Origin of the sequence: Vibrio sp. D431a (assembly GCF_030248655.1) — a bacterium.
GTDB lineage: Bacteria > Pseudomonadota > Gammaproteobacteria > Enterobacterales > Vibrionaceae > Vibrio > Vibrio alginolyticus.
The window spans coordinates 230,366-250,046 of record NZ_JAHGAP010000027.1 but is presented as its reverse complement, the minus strand read 5'-3'; the positions used below and the strand labels follow the sequence as shown (position 1 = coordinate 250,046).

The 19,681-nt window shown below is 45.5% G+C and carries 15 protein-coding genes; 8 read left to right on the top strand and 7 right to left on the bottom strand.

What is annotated here, in order from left to right:
- The first annotated feature begins 127 nt into the window (after nucleotides 1-127).
- From KJB35_RS22485 to KJB35_RS22475, 3 genes are all read left to right on the top strand, one after another.
- Entirely contained in the window at nucleotides 128-1,045 is a 918-nt protein-coding gene (locus KJB35_RS22485) for an ABC transporter ATP-binding protein (RefSeq protein ID WP_005380000.1), read from the top strand.
- On the top strand, nucleotides 1,046-1,816 hold the full coding sequence (locus tag KJB35_RS22480) for an ABC transporter permease (RefSeq protein WP_005386598.1): 771 nt from the start codon (nucleotides 1,046-1,048) through the stop codon (nucleotides 1,814-1,816).
- Nucleotides 1,817-1,943: 127 nt separating this feature from the next.
- Nucleotides 1,944-2,873, top strand: coding sequence for a Kdo(2)-lipid IV(A) acyltransferase (locus KJB35_RS22475; RefSeq protein WP_149192420.1), 930 nt, complete (start codon nucleotides 1,944-1,946; stop codon nucleotides 2,871-2,873).
- 53 nt (nucleotides 2,874-2,926) lie between these two features.
- Here KJB35_RS22475 and panC read toward each other — a convergent pair whose 3' ends face one another.
- The 7 genes from panC to sfsA form a co-directional block, all read right to left on the bottom strand.
- Nucleotides 2,927-3,832: a pantoate--beta-alanine ligase gene (gene panC, locus KJB35_RS22470; RefSeq protein WP_005380005.1), complete on the bottom strand. Its 906-nt coding sequence runs from the start codon at nucleotides 3,830-3,832 to the stop codon at nucleotides 2,927-2,929.
- An 11-nt stretch (nucleotides 3,833-3,843) separates the two neighbouring features.
- Entirely contained in the window at nucleotides 3,844-4,638 is a 795-nt protein-coding gene (gene panB, locus KJB35_RS22465; protein WP_005386592.1) for a 3-methyl-2-oxobutanoate hydroxymethyltransferase, read from the bottom strand.
- A 24-nt stretch (nucleotides 4,639-4,662) separates the two neighbouring features.
- Nucleotides 4,663-5,148 carry a 2-amino-4-hydroxy-6-hydroxymethyldihydropteridine diphosphokinase gene (folK, locus tag KJB35_RS22460; RefSeq protein ID WP_005380007.1) on the bottom strand — a complete coding sequence of 162 codons (486 nt, stop codon included), beginning with the start codon at nucleotides 5,146-5,148 and terminating at the stop codon, nucleotides 4,663-4,665.
- A complete protein-coding gene (gene pcnB / locus KJB35_RS22455; protein WP_005386589.1) occupies nucleotides 5,145-6,512 on the bottom strand; it encodes a polynucleotide adenylyltransferase PcnB in 1,368 nt (455 codons plus the stop codon). The genes folK and pcnB overlap by 4 nt, the downstream gene beginning before the upstream one ends.
- 102 nt (nucleotides 6,513-6,614) lie before the next feature.
- Nucleotides 6,615-7,478: a tRNA glutamyl-Q(34) synthetase GluQRS gene (gene gluQRS, locus KJB35_RS22450; RefSeq protein ID WP_149192419.1), complete on the bottom strand. Its 864-nt coding sequence runs from the start codon at nucleotides 7,476-7,478 to the stop codon at nucleotides 6,615-6,617.
- Between the two features lie 95 nt (nucleotides 7,479-7,573).
- A complete protein-coding gene (dksA, locus tag KJB35_RS22445; protein WP_005386584.1) occupies nucleotides 7,574-8,020 on the bottom strand; it encodes an RNA polymerase-binding protein DksA in 447 nt (148 codons plus the stop codon).
- Nucleotides 8,021-8,156: 136 nt separating this feature from the next.
- Nucleotides 8,157-8,873, bottom strand: coding sequence for a DNA/RNA nuclease SfsA (gene sfsA, locus KJB35_RS22440; RefSeq protein ID WP_005380023.1), 717 nt, complete (start codon nucleotides 8,871-8,873; stop codon nucleotides 8,157-8,159).
- Nucleotides 8,874-8,939: 66 nt separating this feature from the next.
- Between sfsA and hrpB the strand changes: the two genes are divergently transcribed.
- The 5 genes from hrpB to KJB35_RS22415 all read left to right on the top strand — a co-directional run bounded on the left by hrpB (nucleotide 8,940) and on the right by KJB35_RS22415 (nucleotide 19,560).
- Nucleotides 8,940-11,408: an ATP-dependent helicase HrpB gene (gene hrpB, locus KJB35_RS22435; RefSeq protein ID WP_186584666.1), complete on the top strand. Its 2,469-nt coding sequence runs from the start codon at nucleotides 8,940-8,942 to the stop codon at nucleotides 11,406-11,408.
- Nucleotides 11,401-13,773: a penicillin-binding protein 1B gene (mrcB, locus tag KJB35_RS22430; RefSeq protein WP_130545021.1), complete on the top strand. Its 2,373-nt coding sequence runs from the start codon at nucleotides 11,401-11,403 to the stop codon at nucleotides 13,771-13,773. The genes hrpB and mrcB overlap by 8 nt, the downstream gene beginning before the upstream one ends.
- 122 nt (nucleotides 13,774-13,895) lie before the next feature.
- The gene (locus KJB35_RS22425) at nucleotides 13,896-16,226 is read left to right on the top strand and encodes a patatin-like phospholipase family protein (protein ID WP_268207487.1); all 2,331 of its coding nucleotides are present in this window, start codon (nucleotides 13,896-13,898) and stop codon (nucleotides 16,224-16,226) included.
- Nucleotides 16,227-16,494: 268 nt separating this feature from the next.
- Nucleotides 16,495-19,092, top strand: a complete 2,598-nt coding sequence (gene acnB / locus KJB35_RS22420; RefSeq protein ID WP_005380009.1) for a bifunctional aconitate hydratase 2/2-methylisocitrate dehydratase — start codon at nucleotides 16,495-16,497, stop codon at nucleotides 19,090-19,092.
- Nucleotides 19,093-19,191: 99 nt separating this feature from the next.
- Nucleotides 19,192-19,560, top strand: a complete 369-nt coding sequence (locus tag KJB35_RS22415; RefSeq protein ID WP_149192417.1) for a YacL family protein — start codon at nucleotides 19,192-19,194, stop codon at nucleotides 19,558-19,560.
- Nucleotides 19,561-19,681: the final 121 nt, after the last annotated feature.

The window sequence follows — 19,681 nt, the reverse complement described above, 5'->3', positions numbered from 1 at the left end:
TGTAATCATCGTTATTCAACGATAAACTGATGGACCTCCAGTACGATACCCAAGGCGATTTTGTAGTAAACCGCTGCTAAATATGAGTCGGTATTAGTAATCACAAACAAACGGCAATCAAGACCTTATGTACGCATTAGAAATTGAACAATTGCGCAAGACGTATGCAGGTGGCTTTGAGGCGTTAAAAGGTATAAGTCTCCAAGTGAAAAAGGGTGACTTCTACGCGCTTCTGGGTCCCAATGGTGCAGGAAAATCGACCACGATTGGCATCATTTCCTCCTTAGTGAATAAAACCTCCGGAACGACGAAAGTTTTCGGTTATGACATTGATACCGACCTCGAATTGGCCAAGCAGAATTTAGGCTTGGTGCCACAGGAGTTCAACTTCAACCAGTTTGAAACCGTTGAGCAAATTGTGATGCAGCAAGCTGGCTATTACGGTGTGTCTAAAGTATTAGCCAAAGAAAGAGCAGAAAAATACCTGAAAAAATTGGATTTATGGGAAAAACGCCAAGAGCGTGCTCGTAACCTATCCGGTGGGATGAAGCGTCGTTTAATGATCGCAAGAGCTTTGATGCACGAGCCGCAATTACTCATTTTAGATGAACCAACGGCTGGAGTGGATATTGAACTACGCCGCTCAATGTGGGGGTTTCTGAAAGAGATCAACCAAGAGCAAGGAATTACGATTATTTTAACGACACACTACCTAGAAGAAGCGGAGATGCTGTGTCGAAATATCGGCATTATTAATCGTGGTGAGCTGATTGAAAATACCACCATGAAGGCGTTACTAGGTAAGCTAAGCGTCGAGACATTTATCTTGGATATTGAGTCAGAAGTCGAGGTGCCTGAGCTTGAAGGTGTTAATCGACAAAGTATTGTTGATGGCTCTTTAGAGATAGAACTAGATAAAAGCCAAGGATTGAATTCGGTATTCAGTCAGTTAACAGAGCATGGCATTAAAGTTCTCTCAATGCGTAACAAAGCCAACCGACTTGAAGAGTTGTTTGTCAGCATTGTAAGAGAGGGGAGTAATTAAATGTACGGTTTATATTGGACGGCATTTCGCAGCTTGCTGAGCAAAGAAGTCACTCGCTTTACACGTATTTGGGTGCAAACCTTAGTGCCGCCAGCCATTACGATGACGTTGTACTTCATCATTTTCGGCAATCTTATTGGCTCTCGAATTGGTGAGATGAGCGGCTTTAGTTACATGGAGTACATTGTTCCAGGTTTGATCATGATGTCGGTGATCACCAACTCATACTCGAACGTGGCGTCGTCATTCTTTAGTGCAAAGCTACAGAAGAACATTGAAGAACTGCTGGTGGCACCGGTACCAAACTATGTGATTATTGCTGGCTACGTGATGGGCGGCGTGACTCGAGGTTTGTTGGTCGGTGCAATTGTTACTTGTGTGTCACTTTTGTTCGTTGATTTGCAAGTGGAGCACTGGGGCATTATTGTCGCGACTGTCTTCATGACGTCGGTGGTATTTGCTCTCGGTGGCTTGATCAATGCGGTTTACGCAAAAACGTTTGACGATATTTCGATCATCCCTACGTTTGTATTGACTCCTTTAACTTACTTGGGAGGAGTCTTTTATTCGATTAGTCTGCTGCCTGAATTTTGGCAAGGCGTTTCTAAGATCAACCCAATCGTCTACATGGTGAATGCGTTCCGCTACGGCTTTTTAGGTGTCTCGGATGTGGGCATTGTCACTTCATTTAGTGTACTTGCAGTATTTGTTGTTGCACTGTATGCCATTGCGCATTATCTAGTAACCAAAGGGATTGGGCTAAGAAGCTAAGCCATTCTCATAAAGCAAAGAGCGGCGATTCACGCTGCTCTTTCGCGTGCATAACAATACATACCCTTACAATTTTTCGGTTTTTATCATGGTAGGTTTCAATCATTTGTAATAAATGAGTGATCCTATGAATATTGTCCCGCCGCCGCCTTTCTCCTATCAGTTACTTAAGCCCAAATATTGGTCTGTATGGTTGGCATTTGGATCTTTAGCGATTCTTGTTAATGTACTGCCATACGTAGTATTGCGAATCTTAGGTAGAAGCATCGGCTGTATTGCGATGCATGTAATGAAGCGCCGATACAAGATCGCTCTGCGTAATCTCCAGCTGTGTTTCCCTGATTTTACGGATTGGCAATGTAAGGACGTAGTACGAAAAAACTTTCAATATACTGGTATGGCGATCATCGAAACCGGTATCGCTTGGTTTTGGCCAGATTGGCGGATACGTCGGATAACCTCTATTGTTGGAAAAGATCGTTTACTCGCTGAGGAAAAGAATGGACGTGGTGTGTTGGTGGTGTGCAGTCACCATTTAAACTTGGAGATAACCGCTCGTATTTTTAGCCAGTTTGCCCAAGGCTATGGCGTTTATCGCCCAAATTCGAATCCTGCTTATGAGTTTATTCAACATCGAGGTCGAACTCGTTTTGGACATCAAATGATTGATCGAAAAGACGTGAAATCAATGCTCAAAGTTCTGAAGAGTGGTCATCGACTTTGGTATTTGCCCGACCATGATTATGGCGTTAGCCATTCTGTTTTTGCGCCGTTTTTTGCTGTTGAACAAGCGGCGAGTACAGTCGGGTCTAGTGTTCTCATTGATGCAACAAAGTGCGCGGTTATATCTGGCGTTACAGTGAGTAAAAATCACCATTACACGCTGTACATTGGAAAAGACATTAGCGAGCGTTTCGAGAGACGTAATGCGGTTAAAGCGGCAAGCATCTTGAACCAAGAGCTTGAGAAAATGATAAAACGTGATATTCCAGCGTGGATGTGGCTGCACAAGCGGTTTAAAACTCGCCCTGAAGGGTTAGATTGCGTCTATACGTAGAGTATAAAAAAGGTCGACTAAGAGTCGACCTTTTTACTTTTATGACTCAGAGCTTACTCTGCGCTCTCTGAGTTTGTATTGTTAGATTCAGCTTCTTCCTTCGCTTCGACAACCATATCTACCGTTTGGTTATCGATAAGACGAGCCTTGCCTAGGAACGCAGACATCAGAATGACAGCTTGTGTCGTTTCTGGTGTGATCACTTGTAATGTACGAGCATCACGAATGAAGATCTCATCAGGGTGCAGACCTGCAGCTCGAAGTTGGTCGCTTGCATCTTCGATGATCGATGCGTAGTCATCGCGGCCACCGCGAATGGCACTGCTGATCCAACGCATTGTACGAGCAAGTACAGGCGCACGTTGACGCTCGTCCAGCGTAAGCAAGCCATTGCGTGAACTCATTGCTAAACCGTCCATTTCACGTACGGTTGGTACACCGATGATTTCAATGTCCATTGCTAGGTCATCAACCATCTTGCGGATAACAGCAAGTTGTTGGAAGTCCTTCTCGCCGAAGCACGCGACATCCGGTTGTACGATGTTAAACAGCTTATTCACAATCGTCGTCACGCCACGGAAATGACCTGGTCGAGACGCGCCTTCGAGAATTGTTGATAGGCCAGGGACATCGACGAAGGTTTGCTTATCCAGACCTTCAGGGTAGATAACTTCTGGTGTTGGCGTAAATACCACATCGACCCCTTCAGAGGTTAACTTGCTTAAGTCTTCCTCTAGCGTGCGTGGGTAATTATTTAAATCGTCTGCACGATCAAACTGCATCGGATTAACAAAGATGCTTACGACAACGATATCAGCGTATTCGCGTGCTTTACGCACTAAAGTTAAGTGGCCTTCGTGAAGGTTGCCCATGGTAGGGACAAACGCCACTTTACGACCTTCACGTTTAAAGGTTTTAAGGTGTTCACGAACTGCTGAGATTTCCGCAAAAGTTTGCATGCATTTATCCTCTAGGCAATGGTATGAGCGTCGTCTGGGAATACACCGTTGGCTACATCTTCAATGTATTTAGTAACGGCTTTGCGCATATCACCTGTTTCAGCAAGAAAGTTTTTGGAGAATTTCGGCATGTAGTTGGCAGAAATACCAAACATATCATGCATTACGAGAATTTGACCATCTGTTACGTTACCTGCACCAATACCGATAACAGGAACGTCAAGCACTTGCGTAATACGTTCAGCAAGCTCAGCTGGTACGCATTCTAGTAAGACGATTTGAGCGCCTGCTTCTTGCAGTGCTAATGCGTCTTTTACCATGCGGTCTGCTTTTTCTTGATCGCGACCTTGGATTTTGTAACCACCAAAAATATTAACAGCTTGAGGAGTTAAACCAAGATGAGCACAAACTGGAACTGATCGTTCAGTGAGCATTTTCACCGTGTCGACAAGCCAGTCACCACCTTCAATTTTTACCATATTGGCACCAGCACGCATCAGTTTAGCCGCATTTTCGCAAGCTTGCTCTGGGGTGGTGTAGCTCATGAATGGCATGTCTGCCATCAACAAACAATTTGGGCTACCAGCGCGTACGCAACGAGTATGGTAAGCGATATCATCGACCGTTACTGGTAGAGTATCGTTGTGACCTTGCAAAACCATACCTAGAGAATCACCGACAAGAAGTACTGGCATTTCTTGGCTTTCAAACAGTTGGGCAAAGCTCGCATCATAAGCGGTTGAAGTAGCAAATTTACGACCTTCTTGCTTCCACTTGATTAGGTCGTTGATGGTCATTTTTTTCATGGTTTTATCCTTACTAGGAGTTGGCTATGACTGCCAGATACTGAGGCCGTTTCTATCTACTTGTTCCAGTAGTTTAGAGACCTCGGTCCCATCAGGGAGTTGTAAACTTGGTGCAATTTCCGCAAGAGGGTAGAGTACGAATTCACGCTCTTTCATTCCATAATGAGGAACGATCAGCCTCTCGGAATTAATCACCTCATTGCCATAAAGCACAATGTCGAGGTCCAAGGTTCTTGGTCCCCAGCGTTCGTCTTTACGGACACGCCCTTGTTCTTGCTCTATAGCTTGTGTGCAATTGAGCAATTCAATAGGCGTCAAACTGGTGTTAATAGACACAACCGCATTGATGTAATCCGGTTGGTTTTGTGGCCCCATTGGCGTGCTGCTGTATAGCGAAGAAGCTTGAACAAACTCTGATTTAGGCAGCGTTTTTAATGCTTCAATCGCTTGCTTCGCTTGGCTGACAGGATCAGCCAAGTTACTGCCTACCGCAATGTACGCTGTAATCATGATTTGGGCTTACTCTTTTTCTTGCGATAAGTTTTACGGCGGCGCTGGCCTGTTTTCGGTGATTGACCGTCTAAGTCGGCAGCCATTGCTTGACGCATTTCTCGGCCTGCATTTTGAAAAGTTTCCCACCACTTGGCAAGCTTCTGAGTGTCACCACCTTCAATTTCACCGCGCATTTCAAGAAAATCAAAGCCAGCTCTAAATTTATTGAGCTCCATAAGACGGAATGCGCGTTTACCGTTACGTCGTGGAAGACGAAGCTGTAACTGCCAAATCTCGCGAATGGTTGCGGTGTGGCGTCTTGGAATGGCAATTGTGCGAACTTGCTCGTCAAGAATGATGTTGCTCGCTTCCATAATGGCGTCGTAATGGCCTAAGTTGCGCTCTTCCATCAGTTCATCGGCTTTCGCACACAGTGGGTACCACAGCATTGCAGCAAACATAAATGCTGGATTGATGCGTTTCCCATCTTCGATGCGCATGTCGGTAGAATCTAGGACAAGATCCAACATCTGCTCAGTGTGAGAGGAGTAATCTTCTGTAAAGTGCGCTGCAATCGTCGGGAATAGTTGCTGGAATAGGTTGTACTCACGCAGTAGGTGGTAGGTTTCTAAGCCATGACCGGATTGCAATAATTTGAGTGACTCTTCAAAAAGACGCGCTGACGGAATGTCACCGAGCAACGGTGCCATGTGTTCGATTGGCGCTGCGGTGTCTTCTTCAATATCAAAGTCTAGTTTTACCGCGAAACGAACCGCACGCAGCATGCGCACAGGGTCTTCACGGTAGCGTGTTTCTGGATCACCAATAAGTCGAATTAGGCGATCTTCTAAATCTTCAATACCACGTGCGTAGTCGTGAATCGAGTAATCTGCGATGTTGTAGTACATCGAGTTAATCGTGAAATCACGGCGCTCAGCATCTTCATCGATGGTGCCGTAGACGTTGTCACGCAGCAGCATACCCTCTTTTGATTGCTGAGAAATGCTCTTATTCTTTTGCTCTTGGTGGTGACCACGGAATGTCGCAACCTCAATGATGTCTCGGCCAAACATAATATGAGCCAAGCGGAAGCGGCGACCAATCAAACGGCAGTTACGAAATAGCTGTTTGATCTGTTCCGGCGTTGCGTTGGTCGCAATGTCAAAATCTTTTGGTTTTTGTCCAAGCAGTAAGTCTCGAACCCCGCCACCCACAAGAAAAGCATCGAAACCAGCACCATTTAGGCGGTACAGTACCTTCAGCGCATTATCACTGATCTGCTTACGCGAAATGTTGTGCTCTTCACGAGTTATTACATTGAGAGCGAGCTCTGGAATTGTGGCAGGTTCGCTTGGTGTATAGTCGTTTGTATTCATGTGCATCTGGCAATAACTGGGTTTAATCCAATCTTGCTTTGGTTAGTTTTATACGCCTCTAGGGCCTAATTTGCGGCTAATGATAGCCTACACAATGCCATTTGAGAATCACGGTGTGATCTCGATCTCTGCTGGAAGCTGTTCCAACCGCCAGTTTTCGCAGCCCCAACGAAGAATATCTTCTATGTTGGCCGCCCTTACGGTTTCAGGTATCTCGAAACCTAAAAATGTCATGGCGCGCAATAGAGTAGGTTTTGGTGTATCTATATCAATAGCCGTCGCGTGATTTTGTTTCGACAATTTATTGCCGTTGTTGTCCATCGCCAATGGTAAATGCAAGTAGCTAACTTCAGGCTGACCAAGTATTTGGTACAGGCTAATTTGACGCCCTGTCGGCTCGATTAAGTCTGCACCTCGCACGACTTCTGTGACGCCTTGGTCGATGTCGTCCAATACTACCGCAAGATTATAAGCAAATAATCCATCTCGACGTTTAATAATGAAATCTTCATTAACGAGTTGCTCTGGAATAGTAATGGTTCCCCGCTTTTGGTCGAGGAAATGAGCGACAGACTTGGTCATTTTTAGGCGAATCGCGCCTTCTTTCAAGTTTTTATCGCGGCAAGTGCCAGGATAAAAACCGCCATGCTCTTTAATTTGCTTACGAGTACATTGGCAATAATAGGCTTCTCCATTTTCGAGCCATTTGTTTATTTGAGCTTGGTAAAGGTCGTGACGTTCGCTCTGGTATACCACTTCTCCATCCCAATGCAGCTGATAGGCCTTGAGTGCCTCTAGGATAAGTTGCGCTGCACCTGGCATTTCTCTTGGTGGGTCTAAGTCCTCAATACGTACTAACCAAGCTCCGTTTTGTGCTTTCGCTTGAAAATAACTGCCAAGAGCGGCAATCAGTGAACCAAAATGCAGTGGACCAGAAGGAGATGGGGCGAATCGACCTACATAGCGTGTCATGCGTGTATCTCGAATTTAGTAAACAAATAGGGTGCGAAGATAGCCAAAACAAAAAGGGAGCCTGAGCTCCCTTCAACAATCATAATGCTGGGTGATTAACCTTGCATTTGCTTCTCTTTGATTTCTGCAAGTGTTTTACAGTCAATACAAAGGTCAGCGGTTGGACGTGCTTCAAGACGGCGAACGCCAATCTCTACGCCACAAGACTCACAGAAGCCAAAATCGTCTTCTTTGATTTTATCCAAAGTCTTTTCAATCTTCTTGATCAAACGGCGTTCGCGGTCACGGTTACGCAGTTCTAGGCTGAACTCCTCCTCTTGAGAGGCGCGGTCAACTGGATCTGGGAAGTTTGCTGCTTCGTCCTGCATGTGGTGAACAGTACGATCCACTTCAGCTCTTAGCTGGTCGCGCCAAGCTGTTAAGATTTTCGTAAAGTGTTCAACCTGCTCTGGTGACATGTACTCTTCACCAGGTTTTTCCTGATATGGCTCCACGCCGGCAATGGCTAGGATGCCTATCGTTTTCTTCTTTGATTCTGGCATACAGCATCTCCTACTTACACCTAGTCAACTGCTACGCAGTCAATTTAAGGCGGGTATCTATAGCAAAAAGAGGCGGTGCAAGCAAATACTGAATCGCAAAGTTATCGTCAATGTGAAGACGACATCATTTTTTCTCTTAATTGATAAAATCAATAGCGGAAATCAGCTTCATTCCAGTATCGCTCAGTTCAGCTTTGTAGCAGAGAACTTCCACTCCAGCGTCTTGTGCTTGTTTGAGTAATAGTGAATATTTCGCGTCTATATGGTGCGCCGCGGATACTTTTTCAATACCTGAATGTAAAACAGTGAATAAAAGTATGGCCCTACTTCCATTTTGTGCCATTTCTGTGAGCTCTCTCAGGTGTTTTTGTCCCCGAGTCGTGACCGCATCTGGGAAGTATCCTTGTCCAGTAGAGTCGGTCTCATCAAGAAGAGTGACGCTTTTCACTTCTATATAGCACTTTGGCTTGTCGTCTGCGCTGAGCAAGATATCAATTCGGCTATTTTCATTACCGTATTTCACCTCAGTTTGAAGTGTGTCATAACCATAAAGCTCTGAAATGACATTATTTTCAATAGCCTCTACGGCTAATTGATTGGCACGCGCGGTGTTGATGCAAATACGGTGGCCTTGTTCGGTCTCACTCAACTCCCAACTATTGGGGTATTTTCGTTTCGGGTTGTCGGAAGTAGAAAACCAAACTTTGTTTCCGGGTGTTGCACAACCCGTCATTGCACCTGTATTTGCGCAGTGGATTGTACGGATTTCACCAGTATCGAGCTCGATATCGGCAAGAAAGCGTTTATAGCGTTTGAGTAGAGTGGCGGACTCTAAAGCGGGTGTGAAATGCATTTGCTTATTTAGACAAAAAATTTTTTATGTACAATGTTGCCATCATTACACCATAAGGTATTTCCTTTGTCACAATTGCCGATTGAAGCCGTGATGCCTGAGTTGCTGACGGCGGTCAAAAATCAACATCAAGTGATCGTAAAAGCGGCGCCTGGTGCCGGTAAGTCGACTTACTTCCCTTTGCAGTTACTCTTAAATCATTCGGTTGCTGGAAAAATCATCATGCTTGAGCCAAGACGACTCGCGGCGCGTAACATTGCCCGTTATCTTGCTGAGCAATTGGGAGAACAAGTTGGTCAACGCGTGGGTTATCGAGTCCGTGGTGAGGCAAAGGTAAGCTCAGCAACGCAGCTGGAGATCGTAACCGAAGGGATCATGACTCGGATGATTCAAACTGACCCTGAACTGGATGGGGTTGATCTACTGATCTTTGATGAGTTTCATGAACGCAGCATTCATGCTGATACCGCTTTGGCATTCAGTTTAGAAGTTCAAGAGGCATTGCGAGACGATCTCAAGCTGGTGGTAATGTCGGCAACGCTTGACCAACAAGCATTACAATCGTTGTTGCCGGAAGCCAGTTACATTGAATCTGAAGGGCGGAGCTTTGATGTGGCAATGCGCTACCAGCCGTTAGGTGTGAACGAGCATTTACCTACGAGTATGGCAAAAACAATAGAAAGTCTTATGAACAAAGAGTCTGGATCTTTGTTAGCTTTCCTACCGGGTGTTGGTGCCATAAAACAAGTTGAAGAGCGGTTGTCTCATTTAGCGGATGATATCGACGTATGCCCACTTTATGGTCAACTGAGTTTTGCAGAACAACAAAAAGCGATTACGCCAGCAGAACAAGGTAAGCGTAAAGTCGTTCTAGCGACCAACATTGCAGAAACTTCACTAACGATTGAAGGCATTCGCCTCGTCGTTGATTCTGGGTTAGAGCGTGTTGCCCGCTTTGATTTGAAAAACGGTTTAACACGCTTAGAGCAAACACGCATTGCACAGTCTTCAGCGATTCAGCGTGCAGGACGAGCGGGACGAATAGAAGAGGGCATTTGTGTTCGTCTTTATTCTGAAAACCAGTTCAAGCAGCAACCGCTGGTTCCCCAACCCGAAATTTTGCATTCCGATTTAGCTAGTTTAGTTATGGAGCTTGCCTTTTGGGGAGCGAGTGATATCCACGATCTAAAGTGGCTTGATGTTCCCGCTAATGCGTCATTGGAACAAGCGAAGCAGCTATTGGTGTCATTGGGACTACTGACGGAAAAAGGGCAATTAACGTCCGAAGGAAAACAGGCGCATGAACTAGGCGTTGAGCCTCGTGCGGCTGCGATGCTAATTAAAGCGCAATCTTACAGTGATAAGATGTTAAATGCTGCTTTGGCGGCGGTCGCACTGATTGAAGAGCCAGAGAGAAATGTTACCAATATCGCTTATAGCTTGCATCGTTGGCTTGTTGGTACTCATCCAAAAAAGTCGATGTTGTTCAAGCGTGCTCAATCTCTGGCGTACAAATTGGATACGGTATTTGACCTGAAAGGCGTGGATGAAGATGCATTACCGCTGGTGTTAAGTTTGGCATTTCCAGATCGCATTGCACAGCAGCGCACAAATCAATTTGGGCGATTTACTTTGGCTAATGGTCATGGTGCAGAATGTCGTCAGGAAGACATGCTAGGTGGCTGTGAGTATTTGGTTGCCGTTGACTTAATGCGTTCTCATTCTAATTCAAGTCAAATTCATTCGGCATGTGAATTGGATGTCAATATATTGCGAACGACCTTTGATACGCTATTTTCGTCTGAAGAAGTAGTGGACTGGGATGAAAAAAGAGGCCGCCTAATAGCTGAGCGACAAACAAAACTCGGTCTGCTGGTCGTTGAACGCGAGCCGTTGCCAAGCCCGGGCAAAGAAAAAATGACACAAGCTTTACTCACGTATGTCCGCCGCCAGGGCTTACAGAGTCTAAACTGGACACCGGCAGCGGAGAGCTTGTTAGCTCGGATTCGTTGTGCGGTGGAATGGTTACCTGAGCAGTCATGGCCAATGTTTGATGAAGTCAGTTTGCTGGATTCATTAGAGGAGTGGTTAGAACCATACATGACGTCTGTCAGTTCGGTTAAAGACCTGAGCAAGATAAACTTGGTCGAAGCGCTTAATGCTCGATTAGGTTGGCCACTCAATCAACAACTGGATGAATGGTTACCTGAGCATTACCAACTGCCCACAGGTTCAAAGAAGCGTATCCGTTACCAATATGGCCATGAGCCGATATTATCGGTGCGTATGCAAGAAGTATTTGGGGAGAGTGGTTCCCCAACGGTGGCTCTTGGCCGCAAGCGTTTGGTGCTTGAACTGCTTTCACCGGCACAACGTCCATTGCAAGTAACGTCGGACTTGGCGGCTTTCTGGAACGGAAGCTACAAAGACGTTCAAAAAGAGATGAAAGGGCGCTACCCAAAACACGTTTGGCCAGATGATCCTGCCAATCATGTAGCAACAACGAAAACAAAAAGACAATTGAATAATGACTGACAGCAAGAAGCCTAGCGCGAAAAAAGCGCCAGCGAAGAAAAGTACAACCAATAAAGGAGCCGCAAAACAGACTCGACGTACGCCGAGTAAAAAGCCGACTAACGAGAAACGTTCGTGGTTGAAAGTTCTGTGGTCGTTTAGCTGGAAAGCTGGCGTTGCACTTGCCGCTGTTTTGCTGTTTGTTGGGATTTACTTAGATAGTGTGGTGAAAGAACGCTTTGAAGGCCAGCTGTTTGAGCTGCCAACGGTGGTTTATGCCCGTATCTTGAATCTAAGCCCTGGTGAGAATATCACCATCCAAGAACTGCGCAACGAGCTAGATGTGTTGAATTACCGTAAAGTGAGTCAACCTCGTTACCCAGGCGAATATTCCTCTTCTTCCACTCGGATTGAATTGATTCGTCGTCCATTCGAGTTTGCCGATGGTCCTGAGCCAGATCGTCACATTATGCTGCATTTCTCTGATTCCGGTTTGCAACGTATTCAGTCTTTAGAATCTCGAGGAGACCTTGGTTACTTGCGCCTAGAACCGAAGATGTTGGGCATGCTGGAGAAAGACCGTGATGAACAGCGCCTTTTCTTACGTCGTGATCAGTTCCCTGAAATTTTGGTGGATGCACTGCTTGCGACCGAAGACCGGGATTTTTATCAACATGACGGGGTGTCACCGCTCGCGATTGCACGTGCATTGGTTGCGAACATTAAGGCGGGTCGTACTGTTCAAGGTGGTAGTACGCTGACTCAGCAATTGGCAAAAAACCTGTTTTTGACTCGTGATAAAACACTGTGGCGTAAAGTTCGAGAAGCGTATATCGCGCTAATTTTGGATTACCGTTACAGCAAAGATCGTATTTTAGAAGCCTACCTAAACGAAGTGTACCTAGGTCAAAGTGGAGGTGAAGCGATCCACGGGTTTGGCTTGGCGTCGCGTTACTATTTTGGGCAGCCAATTCAGGAGTTGCGAATCGATCAACTGGCGATGTTAGTTGGGATGGTAAAAGGACCGTCTTACTACAACCCAATTCGTTACCCTGAGAGAACGAAAGAGCGTCGTGATCTCGTTCTGCGCCTGTTAATGCAGCAAAACATGTTGACTTCAGAGCAGTATGAACAAGCTGTAAGTCGTCCACTCGATACGCAAAGCAAGCCACGTATTGCGAGCCGTCAGCCAGCTTATTTCCAACAATTGAGCATTGAATTAAAAGAAAAAGTTGGGGAGCGATTTAAAGCAGAGACCGGACTGCGCGTATTTACGTCTCTGGACCCAGTATCGCAAAGCAAAATGGAACAAGCTATCGCGAAAAAGATCCCAGAACTAGCTAAACGGGGTGGTAAAGAGTTAGAAGCCGCTGCTGTGGCCGTTGATCGCCATAGTGGTGAAATCCGTGCGATGGTTGGTGGTAAACGTGTCGGTTATGAAGGCTTTAACCGCGCGCTCAATGCCAGTCGTCCAATTGGTTCTTTAGTGAAACCAGCGATTTACTTAACGGCTCTAGAACAACCGGATAAATACAACCTAGGCACGACGCTACACGACACGCCGTTAAGTCTGAAGAGCAGTAAAGGTAACGTGTGGACGCCGCGCAACTACGATAGAAAATATCGTGGTGATGTGCCACTTTACATTGCTTTAGCGAAATCACTTAACGTACCAACCGTGCGCTTAGGTATGGCACTTGGCATTCCTGAAGTCTCCAATACTTTAGAGCGTTTGGGCGTGAACAAAGACGAAATTCGCCCAGTGCCTTCGATGTTTTTGGGTTCGTTTTCTTTGACGCCATTCGAAGTCGCACAGATGTATCAGACTCTGACGAATTCAGGTAAGCGTGCAAAACTGACCGCTCTGCGCTCAGTCATGGATATGGAAGGTAATGTGCTGTATCAATCCTTGCCTCGTTCATCAAGAGCCGTGGATGAACAAGCAGCATGGCTAACGACCTACGCGATGAAACAAGGGGTTGCTCAAGGCACTGGCCGCTTCTTACAAAGCCAGTTTGGTTGGGCTGCATTGGCAGGAAAAACGGGTACCAGTAATGACAACCGCGATAGTTGGTTTGTCGGTGTTGATGGTCGTGAGGTGACGACAATTTGGCTAGGCCGCGACGATAATAAACCCGTGAATCTAACGGGGTCGAGTGGTGCATTACGAGTGTACGCAGAGTACTTGAAGCAGCGTATTCCTGAGCGTTTAGAGCTCCCATGGCCAAGAGAAATCACCACATTAGGGTTCAAGCCTACATCTGATGGAGGTTTAGAAATGAACTGCCGTAGTGATTACAAACTGCCGATTTGGGATAAAACCGGTCAGATAAAGCAACAGTGTGAGAAGAAATCAAACTGGTTAAATAGCATATTTGATTGGTAGCATCGCCAAATCAACAACATTAGCTTGTTTATCTGATTAATTCTTAGTACATATTAGGGCGTGTTAGTACAGTACTGCTAGCACGCCCTACTTGATCAGATATTCAATAAAGGAAGAAGTGAATGTTCAAAAAGCTGTTATCAAGCCCATCGGTTCGCAACTTTGCGCTTTGGGGTAGTACCTTTTTGATGATCACTCCTTCTGTTTCCCTCGCAAACTCTCTAACAAAAACGGATGACTTGGAACCTCGACCAAAGGTGGCGGTTGTGCTCGCTGGTGGCGGAGCGAAAGGGGCGGCACACATTGGAGTTTTAAAAGCATTGGAAGAAATGCAGATCCCTGTGGATATTGTGACCGGTACCAGTATGGGCGCCTATGTGGGTGGGCTTTATGCCACGGGTATGAGTGCTGATGAAATCGAGAGTTTTATCTACACCGTCGATTGGGGCAGCGGTTATCGAGATCGTGTTGACCGTAGCCAACGTCGAGTTCGTGACAAAGAGTATGAAGACCGCTATCAAATTAATACCGATCTCGGCTTAAGGTTCGGTGAGGTACGAGCACCAACGGGTGTGGTGCAAGGCCAGAACATGTTGCGAGTATTGCGTGAGACTACAGGGAACTTAGGGCGATTCGATTCTTTTGATGATCTTGCCATTCCTTATCGTTCTGTTGCGACTGATATTCTTGCCCTAGAAGAAGTCGTACTGGGCAATGGTTACCTTGTGGACGCCATGATGGCTAGCATGTCTGTACCAGGAGCGCTTCCTCCTTATAAGCTCAATGGCCATATGCTTGTTGATGGCGGTGTCGTCAATAACATGCCTGTCGATGTGGCTCGCGCCATGGGGGCTGATGTCGTTATTGCCGTCGATATTAGCACCGATTACAAAACCGAAGATGAATTTACGGGGCTGTTTACTGTCGCGGACCAACTCTCTAACTATCTCGTTCGTCGTAGTACACAACAGCAAGTGGACGAGCTTGAACCTCAAGATATCTATATTCGTCCCAATGTGGGCACCATGGAAACTGTCGAGTTCGACAAAATGCCTTGGGCTTTTCAAGCTGGGTACGATATTACCAAGCAGTTAAAAGACAAGCTGAAAGGGTTGCGCTTGTCCAATGCGGACTATCAAAAATACATCGATCGCAAACAAGAAGTTCGTAAAACTTTGATTTATGGCGATCAGCGTGTGGTTGATGACATAGTGATTGTTAATAATACGCACTACAGCGATGTGTTGTTGACGAATCGTATTGAACTAGAAACCGGACGTCGTATTTCAACGGCCGAAATTGAGAAAGCCGTTGAAAACCTCTACGCGTTAGATCGGTTCGAGCTCATCACTTATCACTTTGAAGAGGTTGATGGTGAGACATTGTTGGTTTTTGATGTTAACGAGAAGTCGTGGGGGCCTAATTATCTCAACTTCCGATTTTTTCTTGAAGATGACTTCGATACAGATAGCCAGTACGGCATAGGAATATCGACCAACTTTACCAATTTAAACTCTCATGGCGCGGAGTTGGCGTTCAACGTAGAAATGGGCACGGATAAGCTGATTGAAGCTGAGTTGTATTCCCCTGTTTTATCTAGCCAAGAACTTTTTGTATCGGGGCGAATTTCCTATGGTAGTGAGAGCCGAAACTTACCTTTAACAGAGCCTCAAGCACCAGATTTAGAGTCAGTAAATGACTTTTTTCCGGTCACTTACGATGATTTTACAACAGAGTTAGCGATAGGTATCCAACCCACATTGTGGCAAGAACTTCGATTTGGCGCTCGCTACTCAACCGGAGATATTGAGCTTTCTACTTTGGCTTCTGCTGGTAAATTGGATTTTGAACGTCGTGGCCTGTTTGCCAATTATCGCCTAGATACACTTGATGATTTCGCATTTCCGACTCGTGGGCTTTTAGTCGATCTCGAATATTTAGTGTCTCATGATCAAAGTCCTCAAGGCGTTAGCCTTTTAGAAACTGACAAAATTATTGAAGATACCGTTTATGAAATCTCTGCACGATTTAAAGGTGCAGTGAGTCATCAGCGTCATACTTTAGTCGGACATGCTGAATATAGTTTTGTAGAGAGTAAAAACTCATCTTTACCGCTTGATCCCAGAGAGTTGGGCGGCTTTTTAAGCCTATCTGGAATCCCAAGAAATAGCCTGATCGGACAGAACTTATTTTTCAGCAGTTTGGTGTACCGATATAAGTGGTTTGATAATGATTTCGGATTGTTTGAAGCTCCAGTCTACCTGGGCGCATCGGTCGAATATGGCGGTGTTTGGTCTGATAATGATCTGAAACTAAACGAAGCGCCGCTTTACAATGCTGGCTCCATCTTCTTTGGTGTTGACTCACCAATAGGACCAATAATGTTGGCATACGGTCGTACCGAGCAAGATTTGGATGCTGTGTATTTGATCGTAGGAACATCGTTTAATTAATCGGGTATGAGAAAGCAAAAACTTGGCATATTTGGTCAAAATTAGCAGAACTTTAGTCGTAAGTTGCTATGTTGGTCAAAATGATAAGATTTTAATTTAAGGTTAAATTTGCTATTATTTTGCCCACAGTTTGGCCTCTACGGTGCTGTTTCTCAATCATAATTGAATGAAAACAAGGGCAATGGAGAGCCAAGTTTCCAAGGATGTTCACTCCTTTACTTTAACAATAGTAATAATAGAGGAGGAACCGCAATGAGAGGAAAAAGTCGTGCTTGAAGCCTACCGTAAACACGTCGAAGAGCGTGCTGCTGAAGGAGTTGTTCCTAAACCGCTAGACGCAGAACAAGTTGCTGGACTTGTAGAACTTCTGAAAAATCCCCCACAAGGTGAAGAAGAAGTCATTCTTGACCTACTTGAAAACCGTATCCCTCCAGGTGTTGATGAAGCTGCTTATGTAAAAGCGGGTTTCCTAACAGCAGTAGCAAAAGGTGAAGTTAAATCACCATTAGTGAGTCGTGAAAAAGCGGCTGAACTGCTAGGCACTATGCAAGGTGGTTACAACATCGAACCGCTAGTTGAGCTATTGGATGATGAAGCACTGGCAGAGATCGCAGTAAAAGCGCTGTCTCATACGCTGCTAATGTTTGATGCTTTCTATGACGTAGAAGAGAAAGCAAAAGCAGGCAATGCGCATGCACAGAAAGTACTTCAATCATGGGCTGATGCTGAGTGGTTCCTTTCTAAGCCTAAGCTTGAAGAAAAAGTCACTCTAACCGTATTTAAAGTAACAGGTGAAACGAACACGGATGACCTTTCACCTGCACCTGACGCTTGGTCTCGTCCTGATATCCCAGTACACGCACTGGCGATGCTTAAAAACGAGCGTGAAGGAATAAACCCTGATCAACCGGGTACTATTGGCCCGATCAAGCAAATTGAAGAGTTAAAAGACAAAGGTCATCAATTGGTTTACGTTGGTGATGTTGTTGGTACTGGCTCTTCACGTAAATCTGCAACCAACTCAGTGCTTTGGTTTATGGGTGATGATATCCCTTACGTTCCAAACAAACGAGCTGGTGGGTATGTGCTTGGTGGCAAAATTGCCCCTATCTTCTTTAACACAATGGAAGATGCTGGCGCACTACCAATCGAAGTTGACGTAACTAAGCTCAACATGGGCGATGTTATCGATGTTTACCCATATGAAGGTAAAGTTTGCAACCACGAAACTGGTGAGGTTCTAGCTGAGTTCTCGCTAAAAACAGAAGTACTGATTGATGAAGTTCGTGCTGGTGGTCGTATCCCATTGATCATCGGTCGTGGTTTGACAGACAAAGCGCGCCAGTCTCTAGGTCTTGAGCCTTCGGACGTATTCCGCAAACCTGGTGAAATCGCAGATTCTGGTAAAGGCTACACGCTTGCACAGAAAATGGTTGGTAAAGCATGTGGCGTAGAAGGCATCCGTCCTGGAACCTACTGTGAGCCGAAAATGACGACAGTAGGTTCGCAAGATACTACAGGCCCTATGACTCGTGATGAACTTAAAGACTTGGCGTGTCTCGGCTTCTCTGCTGATCTTGTCATGCAGTCTTTCTGTCACACATCGGCTTATCCAAAACCAGTAGACGTTAACACTCACCATACACTTCCGGACTTTATTATGAACCGCGGTGGTGTATCTCTTCGTCCTGGTGACGGTATTATCCACTCATGGCTGAACCGTATGCTACTACCGGATACTGTCGGTACGGGTGGTGACTCACATACTCGTTTCCCTCTGGGTATTTCATTCCCAGCAGGCTCGGGCTTGGTTGCCTTTGCAGCTGCGACAGGCGTTATGCCGCTAGACATGCCAGAGTCAATCTTGGTTCGTTTTAAAGGTGAAATGCAACCGGGTATTACACTGCGTGATCTTGTTCATGCCATCCCTTACTACGCGATTCAGCAAGGTCTACTAACGGTAGAGAAAGCGGGCAAGATCAACGAATTTTCTGGCCGTATCCTTGAGATTGAAGGCTTAGAAACGCTAACGGTTGAGCAAGCATTTGAGCTTTCTGATGCATCTGCAGAGCGTTCGGCGGCAGGTTGTACTGTGAAATTGTCTCAAGAGTCGATCGAAGAGTACTTAAACTCTAACATCGTGATGCTGAAGTGGATGATCTCTGAAGGCTACGGTGATCGCCGTACTATCGAGCGCCGCATTACTGCAATGCAAGAATGGCTAGCAAACCCTGAGTTGATGCAAGCAGATAAAGACGCTGAATACGCACATGTGATTGAAATCGATATGGCTGAAATCAATGAGCCAGTACTATGTGCACCGAATGACCCAGATGACGCTCGTTTGTTGTCTGAAGTACAAGGCACAGCGATTGATGAAGTGTTCATCGGTTCTTGTATGACGAACATCGGTCACTTCCGCGCAGCAGGTAAATTGCTTGATAAGTTCAATGGCCAGTTAGCAACGCGCCTTTGGGTAGCGCCACCAACAAAGATGGATAAAGACCAACTGATTGAAGAAGGCTACTACGGTATCTTCGGACGTGCAGGGGTTCGTATTGAAACGCCAGGGTGTTCACTTTGTATGGGTAACCAAGCGCGTGTTGCAGATAAATCAACAGTAATGTCGACTTCAACGCGTAACTTCCCGAACCGTCTGGGTACTGGGGCGAATGTTTACCTATCGTCAGCTGAGCTAGCTGCAGTAGGTGCAATCCTAGGTAAGATTCCAACCAAAGAAGAATACCTAGAATACGCGAAGCAAATCGACGCTACGGCAACGGATACGTACCGCTACTTGAACTTCCATAAAATGGATCAATACACCAAGAAAGCGGACGAAGTGATCTTCCAAGAACCGGCATAATCAGAAATGTACAATTCAAAAGCACCTCACATGAGGTGCTTTTTTTATGGGAGCAATTCGCTATACTCGCACCAAATTGATACGAAATAGGCAATCTCGGTGGAATTTGAATTCATTCGTAACACGTTGATGGGCGAGTACTACGTAAAATGTAGCATGGGACATGAGATTGTAGGGCGCTGGTTGCAAGAAGAAATTGGCAAAGATCCGATGAAGATTGCACAAGTTGAAAAGCTAATTGAGCGGTCATTTTTAGCGCCTTCTCAGGAGCATAACCTAACAGGCACGGAAATTAGCTTGATGATTCAGGGCGACGAAGTTCTTGTACAAGAAAACGCATTAGCCCATGAATATGGTGTCGAGATGGAAAGTGAGTTCGACTTCTACAATGCAGAAAGTACAGCAAGTTGTGGGATAGAGGATTTCATGGCACTAATCGAACAGTGGAAAGACTTTTTGAACATTTAATGCACAGTTTTGGGTAACTTCTCTGCCGTTGCTTTAAATTTGTGAAAAGGGCGCACCGATATGGTGCGCTCTTTTTGTTTATAGATATGTAAATTGAGGTTAGTTTTTATTATTCAATAAC